Source organism: Amycolatopsis sp. NPDC088138 (assembly GCF_044741685.1).
GTDB lineage: Bacteria > Actinomycetota > Actinomycetes > Mycobacteriales > Pseudonocardiaceae > Amycolatopsis.
Map to the genome: position 1 here is coordinate 817,731 of NZ_JBIUTB010000005.1, position 16,991 is coordinate 834,721.

General features: G+C 71.6%; 15 protein-coding genes. 10 read left to right on the top strand and 5 right to left on the bottom strand.

Annotated elements, in window-relative coordinates; genetic code table 11:
* Window positions 1-31: 31 nt before the first annotated feature.
* Together ACIOD2_RS30380 and ACIOD2_RS30385 are read left to right on the top strand one after the other, a co-directional pair.
* Window positions 32-385, top strand: coding sequence for an ArsR/SmtB family transcription factor (locus ACIOD2_RS30380; RefSeq protein WP_400545375.1), 354 nt, complete (start codon window positions 32-34; stop codon window positions 383-385).
* Complete coding sequence (locus tag ACIOD2_RS30385; protein WP_400545378.1) at window positions 382-1,017, top strand: SRPBCC family protein; 636 nt, start codon at window positions 382-384, stop codon at window positions 1,015-1,017. Before ACIOD2_RS30380 ends, ACIOD2_RS30385 begins: the two co-directional genes overlap by 4 nt.
* A gap of 194 nt (window positions 1,018-1,211) precedes the next feature.
* Here ACIOD2_RS30385 and ACIOD2_RS30390 read toward each other — a convergent pair whose 3' ends face one another.
* The gene (locus ACIOD2_RS30390; protein ID WP_400545381.1) at window positions 1,212-1,595 is read right to left on the bottom strand and encodes a PASTA domain-containing protein; all 384 of its coding nucleotides are present in this window, start codon (window positions 1,593-1,595) and stop codon (window positions 1,212-1,214) included.
* A 101-nt stretch (window positions 1,596-1,696) separates the two neighbouring features.
* On the opposite strand from ACIOD2_RS30390, the gene ACIOD2_RS30395 reads away from it, so the two are divergent.
* The 5 genes from ACIOD2_RS30395 to ACIOD2_RS30415 all read left to right on the top strand — a co-directional run bounded on the left by ACIOD2_RS30395 (window position 1,697) and on the right by ACIOD2_RS30415 (window position 9,309).
* Window positions 1,697-3,265, top strand: a complete 1,569-nt coding sequence (locus ACIOD2_RS30395; RefSeq protein WP_400545384.1) for a deoxyguanosinetriphosphate triphosphohydrolase family protein — start codon at window positions 1,697-1,699, stop codon at window positions 3,263-3,265.
* A gap of 284 nt (window positions 3,266-3,549) precedes the next feature.
* Window positions 3,550-6,429: a S8 family serine peptidase gene (locus tag ACIOD2_RS30400; protein ID WP_400545387.1), complete on the top strand. Its 2,880-nt coding sequence runs from the start codon at window positions 3,550-3,552 to the stop codon at window positions 6,427-6,429.
* 65 nt (window positions 6,430-6,494) lie between these two features.
* Window positions 6,495-7,145 (top strand): acVLRF1 family peptidyl-tRNA hydrolase, encoded by a 651-nt coding sequence (locus ACIOD2_RS30405; RefSeq protein ID WP_400545390.1) that lies wholly within the window; start codon window positions 6,495-6,497, stop codon window positions 7,143-7,145.
* A 147-nt stretch (window positions 7,146-7,292) separates the two neighbouring features.
* On the top strand, window positions 7,293-8,921 hold the full coding sequence (locus tag ACIOD2_RS30410; RefSeq protein WP_400545393.1) for an ABC-F family ATP-binding cassette domain-containing protein: 1,629 nt from the start codon (window positions 7,293-7,295) through the stop codon (window positions 8,919-8,921).
* A 178-nt stretch (window positions 8,922-9,099) separates the two neighbouring features.
* Window positions 9,100-9,309 carry a helix-turn-helix domain-containing protein gene (locus ACIOD2_RS30415; RefSeq protein WP_003071237.1) on the top strand — a complete coding sequence of 70 codons (210 nt, stop codon included), beginning with the start codon at window positions 9,100-9,102 and terminating at the stop codon, window positions 9,307-9,309.
* Here ACIOD2_RS30415 and ACIOD2_RS30420 read toward each other — a convergent pair.
* Window positions 9,296-10,621, bottom strand: coding sequence for a glycosyltransferase 87 family protein (locus ACIOD2_RS30420; RefSeq protein WP_400546198.1), 1,326 nt, complete (start codon window positions 10,619-10,621; stop codon window positions 9,296-9,298). The two genes, ACIOD2_RS30415 and ACIOD2_RS30420, sit on opposite strands and share 14 nt — an antisense overlap.
* Before the next feature lie 72 nt (window positions 10,622-10,693).
* Window positions 10,694-11,545, bottom strand: a complete 852-nt coding sequence (locus ACIOD2_RS30425) for an LLM class flavin-dependent oxidoreductase (protein ID WP_400545396.1) — start codon at window positions 11,543-11,545, stop codon at window positions 10,694-10,696.
* 72 nt (window positions 11,546-11,617) lie between these two features.
* Here ACIOD2_RS30425 and ACIOD2_RS30430 point away from each other — a divergent pair, with 72 nt between their 5' ends.
* Window positions 11,618-12,061, top strand: coding sequence for a MarR family winged helix-turn-helix transcriptional regulator (locus tag ACIOD2_RS30430; RefSeq protein WP_400545399.1), 444 nt, complete (start codon window positions 11,618-11,620; stop codon window positions 12,059-12,061).
* Window positions 12,062-12,158: 97 nt separating this feature from the next.
* A complete protein-coding gene (locus tag ACIOD2_RS30435; RefSeq protein ID WP_400545402.1) occupies window positions 12,159-14,030 on the top strand; it encodes an ABC transporter ATP-binding protein in 1,872 nt (623 codons plus the stop codon).
* Between the two features lie 105 nt (window positions 14,031-14,135).
* Here the strand turns inward: ACIOD2_RS30435 and ACIOD2_RS30440 are convergent, their stop codons facing one another.
* On the bottom strand, window positions 14,136-15,296 hold the full coding sequence (locus tag ACIOD2_RS30440; RefSeq protein ID WP_400545405.1) for a serine hydrolase domain-containing protein: 1,161 nt from the start codon (window positions 15,294-15,296) through the stop codon (window positions 14,136-14,138).
* 98 nt (window positions 15,297-15,394) lie between these two features.
* On the bottom strand, window positions 15,395-16,123 hold the full coding sequence (locus ACIOD2_RS30445) for an SIS domain-containing protein (RefSeq protein WP_400545408.1): 729 nt from the start codon (window positions 16,121-16,123) through the stop codon (window positions 15,395-15,397).
* Between the two features lie 145 nt (window positions 16,124-16,268).
* Between ACIOD2_RS30445 and ACIOD2_RS30450 the strand changes: the two genes are divergently transcribed.
* Complete coding sequence (locus ACIOD2_RS30450; protein WP_400545411.1) at window positions 16,269-16,961, top strand: alpha/beta hydrolase; 693 nt, start codon at window positions 16,269-16,271, stop codon at window positions 16,959-16,961.
* Window positions 16,962-16,991: the final 30 nt, after the last annotated feature.

Genomic DNA, 16,991 nt, shown 5'->3' on the forward strand with positions numbered 1-16,991 from the left:
TTATATAAGTGGACGATTGTAGCTTGGCCGGGTGCACGCGTTCGACGTCCTCGGCGACCCGGTCCGCCGCCGCATCCTCGAGCTGCTGGCCGACGGCGAACGGGCCGCCGGCGCGGTGACCGAGGTGATCCGGGCCGAGTTCGGCATCTCGCAGCCCGCGGTGTCCCAGCACCTGAAAGTGCTGCGCGACAACGGGTTCGCGATCGTCCGCCAGGAGGGCACGCGCCGGCTGTACGCGGTCGGGCACGAGCCGCTCCAGGACATCGACGTCTGGCTCGCCCGGTTCCGCCGGTTCTGGACCCCGCACCTCGACGCACTGGCCACCGAAATCGCCCGCGGCAAGCGCGCCCGGCGCCTCGCCGAACCAGAAGGAGACTCTCCGTGATCGACGTCAGCCACCAGATCAGCGCCGTCCGCCGGACGCTCGGCGACCGGGTGATCGACGCGAAGGACGCCCGCGTCCTGACCATCAGCCAGGTCTACGACACCGGCGTCGACGACCTGTGGGACGCCTGCACGAACGCCGAGCGCATCCCGCGCTGGTTCCTGCCGGTCAGCGGTGAGCTGAAGCTCGGCGGGCACTACCAGCTGGAGGGCAACGCGGGCGGCACGGTCGAGCGCTGCGACCCGCCCCGCGGCTTCGCCGCGACGTGGGAGTTCGGCGGCAACGTCAGCTGGATCGAGGTGCGGCTGACGCCGGAGGGCGACGGCACGCGGTTCGAGCTGGAGCACGTCGCGCACGTCGACGAGCGCTGGGACGAGTACGGCCCGGGCGCGGTCGGCATCGGCTGGGACGGGATGCTGGTCGGCCTGGTCCTGCACCTGGCCGACCCGGGCAAGGCCGTCGACGCCGAAGCGGCGATGGCCTGGATGATGTCGCCGGACGGCATCCGGTTCATGACGGCGTCGGGCGAAGCCTGGTACGAAGCCGACGTCGCGGCGGGCGCCGACCCGGTCAACGCGCGCGGCGCGGCCGACCGCACCCTGGCGGCCTACACAACCCCGCCGGAGGCCTGACCACGCCGTGTCGACCCTTCAATCACACGTGATGCCCCTTCAATCACACGTGATGCCTCTCCGATCACGAGTGTGACCCGTCGGCGCACGGGCGGCGCCAGGCATCTCGCGTGATTCGGCGGGCATCTCGCGTGATCAGAGGGGCATCACCCGTGATTGGGGGGTCGACACGCGTGATTGGGGGGTCGACACGGTCAGTGTTCGTTGATCTTGACCGCGGTCAGGGTGATCACCGCGTCGGGCTGGACCTCGGTGCCCGGCGCCGGGTCCTGGCCCGTCTGGACCCAGTTGCGGTCGATCAGCAGCGCGCGGCCCTGGCCGCTGCCGTCGACCTCGCGCAGGTTGTAGAGGCCGGCCTTCTGCATCGCGTTCTGGGCGTCCTGGTGGTTCATGCCGGAGACGTCCGGGACCTTGATCAACGCGGCCGCGCTGGTGGTGGTCGACTCGACAGTGGCGGCGGTGGGCGCGGAAGGGGTGCTCGCCGCGGGGCCGGGACTGCTCGCGGGGCCGGCGCCGCAGGCGGCGAGCCCGGCGCCCAGCACCACGGCGGCGGCGGTGACGCGAATCGGACTGATCATGGCAGCTCCTCGGTGGTGGATACCCCCGTCAGTCGGTCCGTGAACACGCGGTGTTGCCCATCGATCGGGTGATTCCGGGTGCGCCGGATAAGGTCGGGCGCATGGATCACGGCACCGAAACGGACCTCCGCGCGGCTCGACGGGACCCGGTGGCCAACGCCGGCGGGTTCACCGACCTGGCGAGCAGCCCGTTCCGGATCGACCGCGACCGGATCGCCGCGTCGCCGTTCTTCGCGCGGCTCGGCGGGGTGACGCAGGTGGTCAGCGCGGGCGGGGCCGGGCTGCTGCACAACCGGCTCACCCACAGCCTCAAGGTCGCCCAGGTCGCGCGGGCCATCGCCGAGCGGATCACCACCGGCCCCGAAGCCGACCTCGCCGCGAAGCTGGGCGGCTGCGACCCGGACGTCGCCGAGGCCGCCGCGCTCGCGCACGACCTCGGGCACCCGCCGTTCGGGCACCTCGGCGAGCAGACGCTCGACCGCATCGCCCGGCACCGCTTCGGCCTCGCCGACGGCTTCGAGGGCAATGCGCAGTCGTTCCGCATCATCACCACGACCGACGTCCGCGGGCCGTCGGCGATCGGGCTCGACCTCACCACCGCCGTGCGCGCCGCGGTTCTCAAGTACCCGTGGCTGCGGCTGCACCACCCCGCGCCGCACCCGTCGGAGATGACCGTCCCGCCGCGCGGGGCCGCCGAGCCGGACGACCACCCGGGCACCGGCGCGGCCAAGTTCTCCGCCTACGCCACCGAGCTCGACGACTTCGAGCAGGCCCGCGCGGCGTTCACCGGGCGGATCGAGAGCTGGCAGCAGACCGTCGAAGCGTCCGTGATGGACACCGCCGACGACATCGCCTACGCCATCCACGACCTGCAGGACTTCCACCGCATCGGCGTCCTGCAGCACGCGCCGGTCGCCGCGGAGCTGGGGGAGTGGCTGCTGCACGCGGAGGAGCTCGCCGGGCTCGACGACGACACCCTGTACGCGGAACTGCGCCGCCCGGGCCGGTCGCTGGAGCGCCTGCGCCGCCGGATGCACGCCAAGGACGCGTGGATCGTCGACGACGACGCCTTCGCCGCGGCGGTCGCGCGGGTGCGCGCGGAGCTCGTCGACGGGCTGCTGGCCGGCGCCTTCGACGGCTCCACCGAGGCCGAGCAGGCGACGGCGGCGTTCTCCGCCAACTGGACCGCCCGCCTGGTCGACGGTGTGTTCGTGGTCGCGTCGCCGTCCACCCGCGCCGGCCACGTGACGCTGGCGACGGCCCAGTGGCACGAGGTCCAGGTGCTGAAGTTCGTGCACCGGCGGTTCGTGCTGCTGCGCCCGGACCTCGCACTGCACCAGCGCGGCCAGGCCGGCGTGGTCGCGAACCTGGTCGACGCGCTCGACGCGTGGCTGCTGGACCGCGACGAGGTCTCCCGGCTGCCCCGCCGCCTGCACGACCTGGTCGAGCTGGCCCGCGCCGAGTACACCGGCCTGGCGCGCACGGCACCCGAGCTGCTCGTCGGCGCGACCGGCGAGCCGGTGACCGGAGCGGACGCGGTGCGCAACCTCGCTCGCGGCCGGGCGGTGGTGGACTTCGTGGCGTCGTTGACCGACAAGCAGGCGGTGACGCTTTTGGACGCTTTGTCCGGGCGGTCGGCGCAGCCGTGGTCGGATTCGTTCGTCCTGTGATGTGGGAACGATCCCACGGGTTGTCCGGTTCTTGTCCGTTCGTGAGCCCTGTGCGTCCTGTGCCGCGATGAGCGGTTCCCCTGAACGGCCTACGACTTACGGTCCATTCAGGAAATTACCCATCCGATGTCACTCGAACGGCTGATGCTTACAGAGAACTCACAGTACTTAGCTTGGTCCCGTCGGTGATCACCGGCGTCGGTCAGCGTGAGTCGGGGCACGCGCCTGGAGACAATCGGAGGGCGCACGTGCGTCGTACCCGTTCCACGAGATCGAGATCCACTGTGCTCACGGCCGGGGCGGCGGCGCTGCTCGCCGCGCTCGGCCTGGTGTCGCCGCCCGCCGCGGGCGCCGCCACCGCGTCCACACCGGACGGTTTCACCGCCACCGCGCAGCAGCAGATCGCCGCGCTGCAGGCCGTCAAGGCCGGGAAGACCGCGGGGGAGTCCAAAGTAGACAGCAAGCTGCTCGTCGCCGAAAAGGGCGTGGGGAAGCAGCTGACCGCACTGCAGTCCGGGGCCGCGGTCTCGAAGACCGGGACGGTGCTGGTCGACATCCGCGCGACCAAGGTCTCCCCGGACCTCGTCTCCGGGCTCACCAAGGCCGGGGCGGGCATCCGCGCGGTGTCCGACCGGTACGGCAGCATCCGGGCCGAGGTGCCGCTGGCCGCCGTCAGCGCGATCGCCGCCCGCGGCGACGTCAAGCGCGTCGAGCAGGCCGACCAGGCCCTCACCGCCCGTGAACTGGCCACCCCCGCGACGACGCCGGGCAAGGCCGCCGAGACCAAGCAGCAGAAGGCCGCCCGCGTTTCGGGTGAGCTGCAGAAGGCCCTCTCGAGCAAGTCCCAGCAGCGCAGCGCCGCCGCGGCCGCCACGCTGACCAGCGAGGGCGACCGCGCGCACAACGCGGACATCGCCCGCCAGCAGTTCGGCGTCACCGGCGTCGGGGTCAAGGCGTGCGCCCTGTCGGACGGCGTCGATTCACTGGCCACTTCGCAGGCCAAGGGGGAGCTGCCGCCGAACGTCGACGTCATCGCCGGGCAGGAGGGCGACGGCGACGAGGGCACCGCGATGCTCGAGATCATCCACGACCTCGCGCCCAAGGCCGCGCTCGGCTTCGCGTCGGCGTTCAACTCCGACGCCAGCTTCGCGGACAACATCCGCAAGCTGCGCTTCGAGTCGCACTGCGACGTCATCGTCGACGACGTCATCTACTTCAAGGAATCCCCGTTCCAGGACTGGATCATCGCCCAGGCCGTGAACGACGTGACCGCCGACGGCGCGCTGTACTTCTCCTCGGCGGGCAATGAGGGCAACGTCCTCGACGGCACCGCCGGGCACTGGGAAGGCGACTTCGTCGACTCCGGCAAGTCGGTCGGCAAGTTCGCCGGTGTCGCGCACAACTTCGCCGGCGCGGCGGGCAACCAGATCTACGAGCCCGTCTCGGACGCGTCCTCGGCCGGCGTGCCGGTGACGCTGCACTGGTCGGACCCGCTCGGCGCCTCGTCGAACGACTACGACCTCTACCTGCTCGACTCCACGGGCGCGGTCGTCAGCTTCAGCCAGGACGTCCAGGACGGCACCCAGGACCCGTACGAGATCCTGCAGACGCCGGTCTTCGGCGGCTCGGGCCTGCGCCTGGCCGTCGTGAAGTTCTCCGGTGAAGGCCGCTACCTGTCGCTGTCCGCGCTGCGCGGGCGGTTCAAGGACTCGGCGGACGGCCTCAAGGCCTACAACACCCCGGGCGTGACGGTCGGCCACTCGGCCGCGCGCGACGCCTTCAGCGTGGCCGCCACCCCGGCGGCCGCGGCGTTCGGCCGGCCCCTCGAGCCGGGTGACCCGGCCAACCCGACCGGCCCGTTCCCGGGCTCGTTCAGCAGCTCGTCGAAGGCCGAGCGGTTCAGCTCCGACGGCCCGCGGCGCGTGTTCTACGAGGCCGACGGCACCCCGATCACCCCGGGCAACGTCTCCTCGACCGGTGGTGAGGTCCGGAACAAGCCGGAGATCACCGCGGCCGACGGCGTCCAGACCAGCGTCACCGGCTTCAGCCCGTTCTTCGGCACGTCGGCCGCCGCGCCGCACGCCGGGGCCATCGCGGCGCTGGTGCTCTCGGGCAACCCCGGCCTGCCGCCGTCGGAGGTCCGGGAAGCGCTGCTCAACACCGCCGTCGACATCGAGACCCCGGGCCGGGACAACGTCACCGGCGCCGGCGTCATCCTCGCCGACAAGGTGCTCGCCTACACCGGCGCCAGCCCGCAGCCGCTCGCGGTGGCCAAGCAGCCGACGGTCACCCCGGCCGACGGCGGCTCCGCGCTCGACCCGGGCGACACCGCCAAGGTGACCCTGCCGGTGACCAACGACGGTGACGGCGCCGCCGTCTCCACCAGCGTCGTGCTCACCAGCCCGACCCCGGGTGTCACCGTGGCGCCGCGCTCCAAGTCCTACGGCACGATCAGCCCGGGACAGACCGGCGTCAACGACTTCACCATCACCGTCCCGGCGAGCCAGCAGCTCGGCGTGCCGGTCGTGCTGAACGCCAAGGTCACCTTCGCCGGTGCGCACTCGCCGACGACGTCGACGTTCTCGCTCCCGGTCGGCACCCCGTCGCCGGTCGCGCAGGACTTCGCCTACACCGGCGCGCCGGTGGCGATCCCGGACAACAGCCCGGTCGGCGCTTCGGTGACCATCCCGGTCACCGGGGTCGGCCGCGCGTCGAAGGTGTCGTTCTCGGTGGACGGCACCACCTGCAGCACCGACCCGCTCTCGACGGCGGTCGGCCTGAACCACTCCTACGTCGGTGACCTGGTCGGCTCGCTGACCTCGCCGTCCGGGGCCAAGGCCACGGTGTTCCAGCGCAACGGCGGTTCGGGCAAGAACCTGTGCAAGGTCGTCTTCGCCGACGACGCGGCGGCCGCGTTCAGCACGGTGACGGCGGCCAACGCGCCGTTCACCGGCTCGTACAAGCCGACGAACGCCTTCGGCAGCCTGGCCGGGGCCGTCGCCGACGGCAGCTGGACGTTCTTCGTGACCGACGTGGCCGGCGGCGACGTCGGCTCGATCCGCTCGGTCGCCCTGCACATCAACGGGTTCGTCCAGCCCGCGGCGGCCGGCCGTCCGTCGAACGTGCACGGCGTGACGAACAACGGTCCGGTGCACCCGCAGTAACCTGATCGGACAACGGAAACCACGGGGCCGTCGCGGAAACGCGGCGGCCCCGTACCGTTGTGCCCATGGCGAAGGCACGGGAAGTCGCGGGCGGCGGGCGCGCCGTCGAGGTCCCGCCGGACCGCCTCGCCGGCTGGTTCGACCGGTTCGCCGGGCGGCACGACGGCGTCGTGACGACCGAAGCCACCCCGGGCGAGGTCCGCGTGGTCGCGGGTGACGGCACCACGGCGATCGCGACCGTCCCTTTCGGACCCTTGACCGTACCTTCGCTCGAAGGCCTTGTGGCGCACGCGTTGGCGCCGCGGCGGATCGCGCTCCTGCTGGTGCGGCTCGGCAGTCACAGCGTCGGTATCGCTTACGACGGCCGGATCGAGGTCTCCCGCACCGACCGGCACCTCGTCCACGGCCGGTCCGCCGCGGGTGGCTGGTCGCAGCAGCGCTTCGCCCGGCGCCGGGAAGGACAGGCGCGTCACGCGCTGCAGGCGGCCGCGGCCGACGCCGCCGAGGTGCTCGTCCCTCGACTGTCCGAAGTGGACGCCGTCGTGCTCGGCGGCGACCGGCGGGCCCTGGACGAGCTGCGCGCGGACCGCCGCCTGGCGCCGCTGTTCGCCCGCGCCGAACCGCGCGTGCTGGAGCTCGGCGAGCCGCGGCGCAGCATTCTGGAAGAAGCCGCCGCGCGGGCCCTCGACGTGGAGATCACGCTGCGCGACGGGTGAGCCCGCACACGTCGTTGAAAACCCGTGGACACCGCCCCGTACACTGGTTGCGTGGAGATCCTTCTGGAGTGAGCCGTCGCGCCGGTCAAACCCGACCGGTTCGCTTGACGCTGTCCACCATTCACCCCCTTTTCCCGGGAGTTTTCCTTGATCACGGCCACCGGCCTTGAGCTGCGCGCGGGTTCGCGCATCCTGCTCGACGGCGCGACCCTCCGCATCCAGCCCGGCGACCGCATCGGCCTCGTCGGCCGCAACGGCGCGGGCAAGACCACCTCGCTGAAGGTCCTCGCCGGCGAAGGCGAGGCGCACGCGGGTGACGTCCGCCGCACCGGCGAGCTCGGCTACCTGCCGCAGGACCCGCGTGAAGGCGACCTGTCGGTCACCGCCAAGGACCGGGTGCTGTCCGCGCGCGGTCTCGACAAGCTGATGCGCGACATGGAGAAGGCGCAGGCCCTGATGGCCGAGCTGGTCGACGACGCGCAGCGCGACAAGGCGATCAACCGCTACGCCCGGCTCGAGGAGCGCTTCTCCTCGCAGGGCGGGTACGCCGCCGAGAGCGAGGCCGCGCGGATCTGCTCGAACCTCGGCCTCGCCGACCGGGTGCTCTCCCAGACGCTGGGGACGCTCTCGGGCGGCCAGCGCCGCCGCGTCGAGCTGGCGCGGATCCTGTTCGCCGCGGCCGAGGCCGGCGCGGGCGGCAAGTCCGAGACGATCCTGCTGCTCGACGAGCCGACCAACCACCTCGACGCCGACTCCATCAACTGGCTGCGCGGGTTCCTCAAGCAGCACGACGGCGGACTGGTCGTGATCAGCCACGACGTCGAGCTGCTGGCCGACGTCGTCAACAAGGTGTGGTTCCTCGACGCCACCCGCGGCGAGCTCGACCTGTACAACATGAGCTGGCAGCGGTACCTGGACGCACGCGCCACCGACGAGAAGCGCCGCCGCCGCGAGCGCGCCAACGCCGAGAAGAAGGCGTCGGCACTGCAGACGCAGGCCGCGAAGCTCGGCGCGAAGGCGACGAAGGCCGTGGCGGCCAAGAACATGGCGCGGCGCGCGGAGCAGATGCTGTCGTCGCTCGACGCCACCCGCCAGGCCGACAAGGTCGCCCGGATCAAGTTCCCCGAGCCCGCGCCCTGCGGCCGCACGCCGCTCATGGCGGAGGGGCTGTCGAAGTCGTACGGCTCGCTCGAAATCTTCACCGGCGTCGACCTCGCCGTCGACCGCGGCTCGAAGGTGGTCGTGCTCGGCTTGAACGGCGCCGGAAAGACCACTTTGCTCCGGCTGCTCGGCGGAATGGAAACCCCGGACACCGGCGGCATCGTCCCGGGTCACGGAATGCGTTTGGGCTATTACGCACAGGAACACGAAACTCTTGATCATGATGCGTCGGTGTGGGAAAACATCCGACATCTCGCTCCGGACACCGGCGCGCAGGAGTTGCGGAACCTCCTCGGTTCGTTCCTCTTCACCGGCGAACAACTCGACCAGCCCGCCGGCACGCTTTCCGGCGGTGAGAAGACCCGGCTCGCCCTGGCCGGCCTGGTCTCCAGCGCTGCCAACGTGTTGCTGCTCGACGAGCCGACGAACAACCTGGACCCGGCCAGCCGCGCCCAGGTCCTGGACGCTTTGCGTAGTTTCTCGGGTGCCGTCGTCCTGGTGACGCACGACCCGGGCGCGGTCGAAGCCCTGGAGCCGGAGCGGGTCATCCTGCTGCCCGACGGCACCGAGGACCATTGGTCGCCGGACTATCTGGAACTTGTCCAGCTTGCGTGAGCCGTGCGTCCATTCGGGTGCAAGATCACTGCCGGTGAGGCACTGGAATGGCCCAATGTGATCGCAGTTTCGGCCGTTTTAGGGCTGTCGTCTGGCATTCCGGCGCTCAGTGTTCGATCATTGCCCCGGCAGGGGCCGATATGTGGCCCAGAACACTCTCGGCGGGAAGGCGATCGACGTGGCTGATCTCAAGAAAGGCGCGCGGATCACCGGCAACACGCGCGACAAGCTGGCCGCTGACCTCAAGAAGAAATACGAGAAGGGCTCGAGCATCCGGGCTCTCGCGGAGTCGACGGGCCGCTCCTACGGGTTCGTCCACCGGGTGCTGTCGGAGTCCGGGGTCCAGTTGCGGGGGCGCGGCGGGGCCACCAGGGTCAAGAAGAAGTAGTCGCTGACTGCTGCGCGGGGGGCGCAGTGGGACCGCGAGTCCCGGCTTCGGCCATGCGGAACACCAGGTACCCGCCGAGGAGGACCAGCGGGTACACCAGGTAGCCGTAGCGAGTGGCCGGAGTCAGCAGGATCAACGCGCCGAGTCCGACGGCGATGCGCAGCAGTGCACCGGAGCCGTTCGCGGGGGGCCGGCGCACCAGCCAGACCAGCATCGCCACGGCCGCGGCGCCGACCAGCACGAACGCCGCGACCTGGCCGATCGCCCCGGTTTCGGCGATGAGGTGACCCGGCAGCGGGCTCGCCGCGGGTGATCGCACGACACCCATCCCGAGCGGGAACCGGAAGACGTGCTCCGTGAACGCCGCCGGATCCACCAGGTACACCGGCAGGTGCACCACGGCCGTCGTGGCCACCAGCGCGGTCGCGAACCGCGCCAGTGCGGGCCAGTCGAGCCCCTTTCCCCGTCGTACCAGCACGAACACGGCCAGCACCGCGGCCGCGGGCGCGACGATGAGCTTCGCGCTGATCACGAGCGCGAGCACAAGACCCGCCCAGGCACCGCGTCCGGTCGCGGCGAGTGCGCACGCGAGCACCAGCAGTCCCACGATCGCCAGGTCCGGGCCGGCCACGGCCCAGGTGAGCGCGGTCAGCGGGCAGGCCAGCGCGAGCTGCGCGGCGCCGACCGGGACTCGCGGCCACTTCAGCAGTTTCAGCGTGCCGAGCACGCACGCACAGGCCGCCAGCGCGAACATCCAGCGGGCGTCGGTGAGGGCGTCGGTCAGCGGGGTGCCGCCGAACAGCGCCCGTGGCAGGCCGAAGACCGTCATCACCGGGCCGTAGGGCGTGTAATCGTTTACCACCGGCGCCCGGCCGAGCGCGGTGACGTCGACGTACGGGGTTCCGTGGTGCAGCAGCAGATCCGCGGACCGCTCGATCACCCAGACCTCGGGCTGGGCGGCCCACGAGAACGGCGTGATCAGCCAGTCCACTCCGGTCAGTCGGCGAATCACCAGAACTGCCAACGGAAGGATCATTGCCAACAGGGCGACCGCGGCGATCCCGCACCAGCGCGAACCGAGTAGGCCGCGTGGCGTACGCCCCTTGCGTGCGGACAGCAGCAGCCAGCCGCTGTGCAGCGCGCCGAAGCCGTACGCGGCCGTCGCGAAGTTGCCCCAGACGCGGTAGCCGTAGAACTCGGCGACGAGCGCGGTCGGCAGCGCGAAGGCCAGGCAGCCGAGGTAGAAGCCCAGGTCCCACTTCAGCGGGCCAGGCCCCGGGGAATGGGCCGGTGCCGTGAAGAACCGCACCACGCGCCCCCGCTCGGGCGCCAGGCCCACCTCCGTTTCCACCAGGTCAGGCTACCGAGGGTCCCGCGGCCGGCTTCAGCCGAGGTCGCGCAGGCGGGGCAGCAGTTTCGCGGCGGCTTCGGACGCGCGGACGACGTCACCGTGCCCGGTCGGCATCAGGATCAGCTCGGTGAACCCGGCCTCGACGTAGCTCTCCGCGAGCCGCAGCGCACTGTCCGCATCGGACGGCACGCGGAACTGCGCGGCCCGGCGGATCGTCGCCGGGTCACGGCCGATCTCGGCGCAGTGGCGGTCGAGAACCGACGAAAGCCGTTGCAGTTCGACGATTTCCGTGCCGGGAAGGGCCGCGTTGAGCCAGACGTCGGCGTGCTCGGCGACCACGCGCAGGCCGAACTTCTCGCCGCTGCTGCCGAGCCACAGCGGCGGCTTCTCCTGTACCGGCTTGGGGTCGCTGAGCGCGCCGGTCAGCGTGTAGTGCCGTCCGGGGTAGTCGGTGGCCGGCCGCGTCCACAACAGACGGAGGATTTCGCAGGTTTCGGCGAGCCTTTCGACACGTTCGATCGCCGGAGCGGTCGGGGTGCCCATCATCGTGTCGGTCAGGGCGTCGCCGCCCGCGCCGAGACCGACGTCGAGCCGGCCGCCGGAGAGGTGGTCGACGGTCACCGCGATCTTGGCGAACGTGCCGGGGTGCCGGTTGGTGTTGCCGGACACCAGGCAGCCGATGCGCACGCGCTTCGTCGCCTCGGCCATCGCGGCCAGCAGGCTCCAGCCGTCGAGGATGTCGCCCGTGCGGTCCGGGCCCATCGGGGCGAGGTGGTCGAACACCCAGCAGCCGTCGAAGCCGCCGTCGTCGGCGATCGCCCAGAGTTCGCGAAGGGTGGCGACACCGACGTGCTGCTGGGACGGTTTGAGACCCACGGTGGTCATGGTGTGCTCCTGATTATCAGTCGTAGAAATCATCAGCAAGACTGACGATCAGGGTAGGGGTAGAGTTCCCGCATGTCCAGCGACCTCGAGACCGGCCCGCCGCCCGCGGTCGCCCGGCGGCTCGGCTACCTGCTGAAGCACGCCCAGCTGCGGCTGTACGAGCTGGCCGAGCCGCTGTACGAGCCGCTCGGGGTGACCGGGCGGCAGCTGGCGCTGCTCACGCTCTTCGGCGACGGTCCGGCGCAGTCCCAGCAGGACGGCGCGGCCCGGCTCGGCATCGACCGGACGACGATGGTCGCGCTCGTCGACGAGCTGGAGGCGAAGGGGCTCGTCCGGCGCGAGGTCGCGCCCGGTGACCGCCGCAAGCGCCTCGTCCGGTTGACTGACGAGGGGGAGCGGGTCCGCCGGGCCGGAGAAGCGGCGACGGGCGAAGCCGAGACACTCTTGCTGGCGCCGCTGGGCGCCGATGCGGAGCGGCTGCGTGCCGCGCTGCAGCTGGTCGTTCGCGGCGGGTGAACGCGATCGGGAAGCAATCGGACGGCGACCGCGTTGTCCAGGTCATATCCGAAGAAAACCTCAGCTTTGGTAGAGGTTTTGGAACTGGGGGTCTCCCGTGGACAACACCTGGGCGCTGCTCAGCTCGGCGATGCGCGCCAACGACGTGCCGAAGGCGCTGACCCGCGGCACGTTCAAGCGGGTCGCCCGCTTCGCCCGGCCGCACTGGCGGGCACTGCTGATCTTCCTCGTGCTGACCGTCGTCTCGGCGGTGCTGGCCGTGACGACCCCGGTGCTGGCGGGCAAGGTGGTCGACGCGATCGTCAGCGGGCACGACCTGTCCGTCGTGATCTGGCTGGCGATCGTGATCGCCGGCCTGGCGGTCGCCGACGCCGGGTTCGGCCTGATCGAGCGCTGGCAGTCCGCGCGTATCGGTGAAGGCATCATCTACGACCTGCGCCGCGCGGTCTTCGAGCACGTGCAGCGCATGCCGATCGCGTTCTTCACCCGCACCCGCACCGGGGCGCTGGTCTCCCGGCTGAACAACGACGTCATCGGCGCGCAGCGGACGTTCACCGCGACGCTGTCCGGCCTGGTCACCAACACGATCCAGCTGGCGCTCTCGCTGGCCGTCATGCTCACGCTGTCCTGGCAGGTCACGCTGCTCGCGCTGGTGCTGCTGCCGATCTTCGTACTGCCGGCGCGCCGGCTCGGCCGCCGGATGGCCGGGCTGCAGCGGGAAGCCGCGAACCTCAACGCCGGCATGACGACGCAGATGACCGAACGGTTCTCCGCGCCGGGCGCCACGCTCGTCAAGCTCTTCGGCCACCCGGTGCAGGAGGCCGACGACTTCGGCGTGCGCGCCGGGCGGGTGCGCGACATCGGCATCCGGACCGCGATGCTGACCCGCTGGTTCATGACCAGCCTGACGCTCGTCTCGGCGCTCGCGCAGGCGCTGGTCTACGGCCTGGGCGGGTACCTCGCGCTGACCGGCCAGCTCGCGCCGGGCACCGTCGTCGCGCTGGCGCTGCTGCTGACCCGGCTCTACGCGCCGCTGACCGCGCTGGCCAACGTCCGCGTCGACGTGATGACCGCGCTGGTGTCGTTCGAGCGCGTCTTCGAGGTGCTGGACCTCGACCCGATGATCCAGGAGAAGCCGTCCGCTTCGGTGCTGCCGCCTTCGGAAGGCGTTTCGGTCGAGTTCTCCGACGTCCGCTTCGGTTACCCGGCCGCGGACCGGTACTCGCTGGCGTCGCTGGAAGACGTCGCGACGCTCGACCACCGCGGCGGCGAAGAGGTGCTGCACGGGATCTCGTTCCGCGCGGAGCCGGGGCAGATGGTCGCGCTGGTCGGGTCTTCGGGCGCGGGGAAGTCGACGATCGCGTCGCTGCTGCCGCGGCTCTACGACGTCGACTCGGGCTCGGTCCGGCTGTCCGATGTGGACGTTCGCGACCTGACTTTCGCTTCACTGCGGGAAACCGTCGGCGTCGTCACGCAGGACGGGCACCTGTTCCACGAGACGATCCGCGCGAACCTGGCCTACGCGCGCCCGGACGTCACCGACGACGAGATCTGGGAAGCACTCGAGCGTGCCCGGCTCGGCGAGCTGGTGCACTCCCTGCCGGACGGCCTCGAAACCACGGTGGGGGAGCGGGGTTACCGGCTCTCCGGCGGTGAGCGCCAGCGCCTGACGATCGCGCGGCTGCTGCTCGCGCAGCCCAAGGTCGTCGTGCTGGACGAGGCGACCGCGCACCTGGACTCCGAGTCCGAGGCCGCGGTCGGCGAAGCCCTGACCCACGCGCTGGCCGGCCGCACGGCCCTGGTCATCGCGCACCGGCTGTCGACGGTCCGCGCCGCCGACCAGATCCTGGTCCTGGAGCACGGCGAGATCGTCGAACGCGGCACCCACGACGAGCTCCTGGCCGCGAACGGCCGCTACGCGACCCTCCACGCCACCCAGTTCGCCGACCAGGAACCCGCGGTGGCGTGATCAGAGGGTCGTCACGCGTGATTGAGGAGTCATCACTCGTGATTGGAGGGTCGACACGGTGTCAGCGCCGTGTCGACCCCTCAATCACGCGTGTCGACCTCTGAATCACGCGTGTCGACTCTTCACGCACGTGTAGAGGGCGGTGACCAGGGCCATTTTGCGGGGGTCGTCGCGGATCAGGGGACCCAGCTGGTTGAGGGTGTAGCCGAAGGCGATGCCGTTCTCCGGGTCGGCGGCGCCGGTGGAGCCGCCGAGGCCGTCGTGGCCGAAGGCCGCGGGGTTGGGGCCGAAGCCGCGGGCGTCGCTGCCGCGGTAGAAGCCCAGGCCCCACTCGTTCGGGAGGCCGAGCACCGCGTCGATCTCCTTGCCCTGGCTTTCCCGCGCCCGGGCCAGGCCGGCGGGGGAGAGCAGCGTGCCGTCCAGCAGGCCGCCGTAGATCGTCGCGATGCCGCGGGCCGTGCCGTGGCCGTTCAGGGCCGGCATGACGGCGTGGCGGAAGGCCGGTTCGTTCGCGTGGTGGCCCGCCAGCCGCGGGTTGGTCAACGCCGCCTGCGCGACGGGGCCGGCCGCCGCGAACGCCGTGGCCAGCGCGTTCGCCATCTCCTCGGTCAGCACCGGGTCGACGAGGGTCGCGCAGCGGCCGAGGTCGGCGTCCGGGCCCAGCCCGATCGAGAAGTCCGCGCCGAGTGGCGTCGCGACCTGCTCGGCGAAGAACTCGCGGACACCCTGCCCGGCGATCCGCCGGACGACCTCGCCGACGAGCCAGCCGTACGCCAGCGCGTGGTACCCGCCCGCGGAACCCGGTTCTGACAACGGTTCCTGAGCCGCCAGCAGCGACGTCATCAGGTCCCAGTCGTACAGCTCCTCGACGGCCACCGGCCGCTCGAGCCCGATCCCGGGGACGCCGGAGCGGTGCGAGAGCAGCCACCGGACCGGGACTTCGCCCTTCCCGGCCGCGGCGAACTCGGGCCAGTACTTCGCGACCGGCGCGTCGACGTCCAGGTCGCCGGCGTCGGCGAGGCGGTGCGCGCAGATCGCCGTCATGCCCTTGGTCGTCGACCAGACGTTGGCCAGGGTGTCCGCCTGCCACGGCCGCGTGTGGTCCGGATCGGCCCACCCGCCCCACAGGTCCACGACGACCTCGCCGTGCCGCAGCACCGTGAACGCCGCGCCCAGCTCGCCCCGGTCGCGGAAGTTCGCCTCGAACGCTTCGCGGACCGGCTCGAACCCGGGAGCACAGGTGCCGTGCACCGCCGGAACGTCCATGGGGTCTCCTCAGCTCGTCGTTGAGCACACCGACCAGTCGGTATGTCGACGCTAGGGGGAGCCGGGCACGCCCGTCAAGGCGGGCCCGGCCGCACGACCTACTTCAGCTGCGGCACGATCGCGCTGTACTTCGCCAGCAGTGCCTCGTTCGCCTGGTCGCCGCCCTCCACATTGGAGCTGCGCCACAACGGGACGTCGAGGCCCTCGGCGGTGCCGCGGTCGTAGACCTGGGCGAGCACGAGGTTCCAGAGGAACGCGTTGACCACAGTGGACAGCGGCGCGGTGCGCGGGGCGTCCGGCGGGTAGCTCGCGTCACCGGGGATGACCAGCGAGTCCAGCACCACCGTGCCCTGCTCGACCAGGGTGCTCGACGACCGCCGCGGCGCCGCCGCCACGCACGCCCGCGACGTGATCGCGATGACCGCCGCCCCGCGCTTCTTCGCCTCGATGCACAGCTCGACGGGGTACGGGTTCGACCCGGACGTCGAGAACACCACCAGCACGTCCTCCGGCCCCGGCGCGCGCCCGGCCAGGACCTCGGCGGCCAGTCCGGTGCGCCGCTCGGTCTTCGTGCTGCTCACCGCGCCGTGCAGCGGCAGCAGCTCCGGGTGGTACAGCGGGTACACGCAGGCCAGCCCGCCGGCCCGGTAGAACGTCTCGGCGACGGCCGCCAGCGAGTGCCCGGCCCCGGCGGTATAGACCAGTGCGTCGGCCCGGATCACCCCCAGCACCAGATCGGCCGCGGCCCGTACCGCCTCGGCGTTGGCCTGCTCGACGTCCGCCAGCTGCTTGGCGACACTGCCCGAGATGTCCGTGGTGCTCACCACACCCACCCTTCCGTCGGGGATCGGGCGCCGAATCTACCGCGAAGATGGTGGTACGCGGTGGAATAGGCGGGTGGCCGTTCCAGGTTTATCCGGATGCGGGCGGCGGGTCCCGGACTGTGGGAGCCGGACAAGTGGGAGGGCTTGGGTGAGCGAAGCGGAACCGGCGGTGTCGGTGTGGCCGGCGCGCGGGCGGACCGAGGCGGTCGTGCTCGTGCTGCACGGCGGCGCGGAGCACGGCACGGGCGGCGTACCGCCCTGGAAGCTCGCCCACCTGCGGATGGTGCCGATCGCGCGCGCCCTGCACCGGGCGGGCCGCGGGCACGGCGTCGAGGTGCGGCTGCTGCGCAACCGCCGTTACGGCTGGAACGCCCCCGCCATGGACCCGATCCAGGACGCCCGCTGGGCCCTGGAGCGCATCCACGCCGACCACCCCGGCCTGCCGGTGGTGCTGGTCGGGCACTCGATGGGCGGCCGGGTGGCGCTGCGCGTCGCCGACGACCCGGCGGTGCGCGGGGTCTGCGCCCTGGCCCCCTGGACGCCGCGGGGTGAGCCGGTCGAGGCCGTCGCCGGGCGCTCGGTGCTCGTCGTGCACGGCACCCGCGACCGGATGACCAGCCCGGCCGAGTCCCACGCCTTCGCCGAACGCGCCGAGGGCGTCGCCGCCCGGGTTGCCCGGTTCGAGATCGCCAACGAGGGTCACGCCATGCTGCGCCGCTCTTCCGTCTGGACCCGGCTGGCGATTGCTTTCACAATGGAAGTAATCGCCGGGAGCACCGACGAAACACTCACGGGGGCGTGGGCCGCACCGGGACCCCAGCGGCTCCGAATACCCGTGTGACAACGCCCCGAACAGGGCATTCAGTGAAGC

Excerpts from the sequence above, each read along its gene's own strand:
- ACIOD2_RS30390 (WP_400545381.1), bottom strand. The coding sequence starts at position 1,595 with ATGATCAGTCCGATTCGCGTCACCGCCGCCGCCGTGGTGCTGGGCGCC.
- ACIOD2_RS30395 (WP_400545384.1), top strand. The coding sequence starts at position 1,697 with ATGGATCACGGCACCGAAACGGACCTCCGCGCGGCTCGACGGGACCCG.
- ACIOD2_RS30405 (WP_400545390.1), top strand. The coding sequence starts at position 6,495 with ATGGCGAAGGCACGGGAAGTCGCGGGCGGCGGGCGCGCCGTCGAGGTC.
- ACIOD2_RS30425 (WP_400545396.1), bottom strand. The coding sequence starts at position 11,545 with ATGACCACCGTGGGTCTCAAACCGTCCCAGCAGCACGTCGGTGTCGCC.
- ACIOD2_RS30430 (WP_400545399.1), top strand. The coding sequence starts at position 11,618 with ATGTCCAGCGACCTCGAGACCGGCCCGCCGCCCGCGGTCGCCCGGCGG.
- ACIOD2_RS30440 (WP_400545405.1), bottom strand. The coding sequence starts at position 15,296 with ATGGACGTTCCGGCGGTGCACGGCACCTGTGCTCCCGGGTTCGAGCCG.